The sequence below is a fragment of the Limnospira sp. PMC 1279.21 genome (genome assembly GCF_032349615.1).
Classification (GTDB): Bacteria; Cyanobacteriota; Cyanobacteriia; order Cyanobacteriales; family Microcoleaceae; genus Limnospira; species Limnospira fusiformis.
Genome location: NZ_JARPLU010000351.1, coordinates 1 through 1,817, shown reverse-complemented (window position 1 = coordinate 1,817; position 1,817 = coordinate 1). Strand labels below are relative to the sequence as shown.

Here is a 1,817-nt window from a genome sequence, read left to right as displayed (position 1 = left end):
AAATTTTCAAGACGATCCGGTTGTAATTCAGCGTCAGATGCGTGATGAGTGGGATTGATTTGTTGTAGATTAATATTAGATACTAATGTGGCGATCGCCATTCTCAAAGCCTATTCATCAGCGATCGCATTGCTGGCAACCGAGCAGCTAGAATTTGAGAACTGTGCCATCAGTCAAATTACGCGAATGGAGTTACTCAGTTATCCTAACTTAGAGGCAGAAGAGGAGCAGACGATTCAAAACTTGTTGGCAAATTTATTAGTCTTGAAATTAGATGAAAAAATTGAACAAGAGGCGATCGCCTTTCGACGCAACCATAATGTGAAGTTGCCCGATGCGATTATTGCAGCAACGGCGAAGGTTTATGGGTTACGCTTGCTAACGTTGGATCGGCAATTACAGGCTAAATTTAGCACTGACTTACCTTAATGGGTGGGCTATGGTCAGGAAAAGAAACTGGGTTTCTACAACAGCGCATTTCTGCCAAGATTTATTAAAGAAACCCGGTTTCTCCATAAATAGCCTAACGGGTAGTGTTAGGGGCGACGAGAATTTAATTACCTAATAATTAGCCGAAAAATCCGCCCCGTAACGCCAGCCTAGGAAATTAAATTTTTCACATATTGTTTAATCACTGGTTGTAGGGTGAAACCGGATGATTTGTTCAGGAAATTTCGTCGGTTTAAAGATTGTATCGCTTTCAGAAAATCGGCATCTGATAAAAGTTCGGGTGGTTTCTGGCTGATATCTACGGATTTTTCTTGGTTAGCTAACCACCCCATGAGGATTTTCTCGACTTCCGACAACCGTTGATAATGTGGTTTGATGAGAGTTTCTAGACTTCCTAAATATAGAGTAGGATAGGATAGGAATTTTTGGACACTACCGTTAAATAGTTCTAGGATATCAGTGGCGATTATACTTAACCATAAAGGGTTGCCATTGTACAGTTCAATCAGCTTTGACCATTCAGGTTTATCTTTGAGTTTTCTAGCGGTGAGGAGTTGGCTGGCTGATTTCCCTAACCCGGCAATTTGTAGAGTTTTGCCGTAGTTTTCTTCAGCTTCCATGGTGGCGATTTCTAGGGGTTGTTCCCAACCGAGTAGCAACAGACAACTTTGATGAGAGCATCTGCCAATTTCATGGAGGAGATGACTATAGTTTTGGTATTCTGGGCGATAATTGCCGACTAATTCTCCAGGGTTTAAGGTTTCTTGAAAGTCGTCGAGGATGATTAAACAACGGTGGTTTCTGAGATGGTCTAAAAAAGAGTTACGAGAGTTTAAATAGTTGATGATTGATGGGTTGTGGCTGGGAGGTGGTGGGGCGAGAGATTCGATGATATGACTTTGTAGGGCGTTGAAATTGGGGAATTGGCGATGACTGCGCCACAGAGTGCGATCGAAGTTGTCTTTAATCTCTTCTACCAGTTTTCTAGCCAGGGCGGTTTTCCCAATTCCGGATAGTCCGGTTAGGCTGACAATGCGGCTATGTTCTTCTAGTATCCACTGCTTGAGGGTAGCTAGTTCCTGGGTGCGATCGCAGAAGCGGCGGCTATTTTCGGGGGCTCGGCTGAGGTCGTGGCGTGGTGGAGGTGGGGGGGTGGTGGTGTCTTGGGGCGATCGCTTTTTCTGACTCTTAGGATAGCCGTATAAGTCGCTACATAAATTGATTTGATTGCCAATATGTACCACGTCGTTGTAATAAGAAAAGACCCCATTTTCGATGAGCGATCGCACATTCTTTTTTTTCACATTCTCTCCCAACAGGTCAGACAGGAGTTTCCATAAGTCGGACGCTGATTTCCTGACGTGATC

Annotated in this window: 2 protein-coding genes; one reads left to right on the top strand and one right to left on the bottom strand. The window is 43.8% G+C overall.

Annotated elements, in window-relative coordinates:
- Positions 1-48: 48 nt before the first annotated feature.
- Positions 49-429, top strand: coding sequence for a type II toxin-antitoxin system VapC family toxin (locus P5683_RS24465; protein WP_006622746.1), 381 nt, complete (start codon positions 49-51; stop codon positions 427-429).
- Positions 430-599: 170 nt separating this feature from the next.
- Here the strand turns inward: P5683_RS24465 and P5683_RS24460 are convergent.
- Positions 600-1,817: ATP-binding protein (locus P5683_RS24460; protein WP_315669501.1), on the bottom strand; the 1,218-nt coding region annotated here is incomplete at its 5' end.